Source organism: Deltaproteobacteria bacterium, from assembly GCA_020845775.1.
Lineage (GTDB): Bacteria > Bdellovibrionota_C > UBA2361 > SZUA-149 > JADLFC01 > JADLFC01.
Genome location: JADLFC010000055.1, coordinates 1 through 3,522 on the forward strand (window position 1 = coordinate 1; position 3,522 = coordinate 3,522).

General features: G+C 44.2%; 2 protein-coding genes. Both read left to right on the plus strand.

Going from position 1 to position 3,522, the window contains the following annotated elements:
• The first annotated feature begins 102 nt into the window (after window positions 1-102).
• On the plus strand, window positions 103-1,581 hold the full coding sequence (locus IT291_03825; protein ID MCC6220352.1) for a DEAD/DEAH box helicase: 1,479 nt from the start codon (window positions 103-105) through the stop codon (window positions 1,579-1,581).
• Entirely contained in the window at window positions 1,517-3,043 is a 1,527-nt protein-coding gene (locus IT291_03830; GenBank protein MCC6220353.1) for a hypothetical protein, read from the plus strand. Before IT291_03825 ends, IT291_03830 begins: the two co-directional genes overlap by 65 nt.
• Window positions 3,044-3,522 lie beyond the last annotated feature (479 nt).

Genomic DNA, 3,522 nt, shown 5'->3' on the forward strand with positions numbered 1-3,522 from the left:
ACCTTGCGCATTAGTCAACATTAAGGTATAAGTTTGGCCTCGTTTGCACTAATGCAACAACCTCTTATACACAATACACAAATCTTTACCCGCGCAGGACAAATGATTTCAAAAAAAACTTCCTCCTTTGACAGCCTTGGCCTTAACAGTTGTATTCTAAAGGCACTACAGCATCTTGGCTATGAAACGCCTACTCCGATACAGGAAAAAAGCATACCGATTTTACTCGCGGGTCACGATCTCCTTGGGCAAGCCCAAACTGGCACTGGAAAGACGGCTGCGTTTGCCCTTCCGCTGCTAGAAAAAATCGACTTACGCGACAGGACGCCGCAGGTACTCGTACTTACGCCCACGCGCGAGTTGGCTATACAGGTCGCAGAGGCCTTTCAAGCTTACGCCAGAAACATGGATTCCTTTCACATCCTTCCCATCTATGGCGGCCAGTCTATGCACAATCAGCTAACTAGGCTAAGGCGTGGACCGCAGGTAGTGGTAGGCACTCCTGGAAGGATAATGGATCACATTCGACGAAAGAGTCTAAAACTAGAAAACCTTAAAGCTCTGGTTCTTGACGAAGCTGACGAAATGTTAAACATGGGCTTTATCGAGGATGTCGAGTGGATACTCGAGCATGCACCGGAGCAAAGACAAATTGCCCTTTTTTCCGCTACGATGCCGCCCGCTATTCGCAAAGTTGCTCGAAAGTATTTGCAAGAGGCACATGAGGTTCAGATAGAATCAAGGACAAGGACTATTGAAGCAACTAGTCAGTATTTTTGGCTAGTGTCCGGATTAAACAAGCTCGATGCTTTAACGAGGATACTAGAGGTTGAAGATTTCGACGCCGCTCTCATATTTGTGCGAACTAAAACGGCAACTGTAGAGCTAGCGGAGAAACTTGAGGCACGAGGTCATTCGAGCGCCGCGCTAAACGGAGACCTGAGCCAAGACTTAAGAGAGCGCACCGTTCAGCGCATGAAAAATGGAGAGCTTGACATCATAGTCGCAACAGACGTTGCTGCCCGTGGACTCCACGTAGATCGGATTAGCCATGTAATTAACTACGATATACCGCATGATGCCGAAGCGTATGTTCATAGGATTGGACGCACGGGTCGCGCTGGTCGAAGTGGGAAAGCAATTCTTTTTGTATCTCCGCGTGAAACCAGACTGCTAAGGACGATAGAAAAGATGACTCGACAGGCGATTGAGCCATTAAAACTTCCTTCGAAAAAGGAATTAGCAGATAGGCGCATTCAGCGCTTTAAACAGAATGTATCGGATATTTTAGATACAGGAGACGTGACGTTTTTTTTACCGATAGTCGAGCAACTTGTGTTCGAGCATGATACGTCAGCTGCTAACATTGCTGCGGCACTCTGCTGTATAGTGCAAAACGACAAGCCATTTGCCGTTAAGGAGAGCAGCGCAGAAGAGGCCTATAGCGACGAGACATTAAAAACCACAAAGTCTAAATCTGCGCGGAACAAACCTACTTCCGTAGATAAGAGGCGTAGTGACAACAGTTCTTCCACAAAAAGAGCGAAGGGGAAAAGACACAAATCAAAGAGACGAGGATAGAAAAATTAAATGTTTCTTTTCTGCACCGTACACTAGCTCTATGAAACATGCACCTTTTCATATTCACTTTATTGGATATGCTTTAGTGCTCGCCATTCTCGGGGGTTTTGGAATGGGTGGACATGTAGTGTTTGTAATCGCCTTTAACTATCCGCCAAGCATATATTTAGGTCCTATGATTCAGGCACATGGGCATTTGCAGCTTCTCGGTTGGGCTGGGCTTTTCATAATGGCAGTAAGCAGTCATATGCTGCCTAGGCTTACCAACGCCAAACCTCCAAGCAAATTGATACTTAATAGCATGCTTTGGTGCATGGTCGTCGGCTTACTATCGAGGTCGATGTCTCACTTCATGCTCGTTAACCAAGAGCTCGACAGTCTGTCTCGCCCTTTAATGGCCATCAGTGGATTATTGGAGGCTATCGCAATAGGTCTATACTTAAAGATAATAGTGACATGCGTAAAAGAACACCGGCCACAATTAAATGCCTTTGCGGCTTCTGGCATAAGGCCATTCTTATTCACAACTCTTTTAGGCTGGCCGGCGTTTGCTGTTGCTAATCTATTAGTCGCGTTACACTTCTCGCTGGGGAAGGCAATGCTAATAAATCAGGAGTGGAATACTCTATTAAACTCGAGTTTTACAGAACTCGTTATACTTCCGGTTTGCTTTGCGTTTTCAATCAACACGCTGCCAGTGTTTCTTAGATTGAGGACACCGACGTGGCCCGTCTTTAAAATTGCTCTCGCGTACACCCTATCGACATTACTTCAAATACTATTTGATGTTATTTTCTTAACTTCTCGCGAGTCGTGGTGTTTATTACTTTCGACCGCGTTTTCAGCCGTTCGAGCAATGTCGATTCTTTGGTTTATTTGGGAGCTAGACATATTGACGAGGCTAAGAGCTCCCTGGTTTAGAAAATTTCGCCAAACGGACAATAGAGATTCCCGACCACCTCGAAAAAATGCAGCCGATTATGGTCAGTTTGGGCATTTCGAGTGGTTTATTACCGGTGGATATATTTGCCTAGCTATTGCTGCTATTGGCGAGCTTATCAATGCTGCTTGCCGACTACTTCTCGAAATGCAGCAAGATTTCCTAGGTGTTGATGTGATTCGCCACCTTTATTTATTAGGTTTTGTTAGCATGTTGATACTTGGCATGGCGGTGCGGTTGGTTCCAGGTTTTGTGGGGATGAACAGGATAGCTATGCCACGTTTAGTTAGTGCAAGCTTTGTATTAATTCTACTGGCGCTAATTTTTCGCATTTTACCTCCTTTAACGTGGCCCTATGCCGATGTATTTTTTTTCAAGGCCCTTTGGGGAACGTCGGGCATTTGGGGAATGCTTGCTATAATGTGTCTAGCGGCAAATCTATTTGTGACAAACAGAAAAGCGCGCGGCTTTCTTATTGAGCGCGTCGAAAAACGCACTCAGTGCGCCATCAATACGAAGTAGCAAATTTCGGCGAATCCAACTCCGCTCTTTGGGTTTTGGTAGCGATAGAAACAAGTGCCAATTGTCTTATCTAGGATCGTTTATACCATTTACAAAAATCCTTTTTGTAAATGGTATATAAGACGTAATGGGTTTCGCGTCTGGGAACAGGCTCCTTAGGTCGGCGATAGGTATATAGATATGTGCGTTTCCCATATCCTCCGAGGGTAAAGGCTAGGCAGGACGTAGGCAATAAAGAAAAAAATGCGCACAATCTCTTATTAAAGCGGCATAACTCGTTATAAATGAGTTTTTGATTGATTAGAAAACCTTAGTTTTCTAATACTTACCTTAACTTAGAATTATTTTGGGCAAGTTATACCATTTACAAAAAGGATTTTTGTAAATGGTATAAACAGCAAGTGCGTAAGCACTTGCCAATAAACAACAAATACCGTTTCCAAAAAGTAAAATATTTAACTTACTTTTTGGAAACGGTA

Excerpts from the sequence above, each read along its gene's own strand:
- IT291_03825 (MCC6220352.1), top strand. The coding sequence starts at position 103 with ATGATTTCAAAAAAAACTTCCTCCTTTGACAGCCTTGGCCTTAACAGT.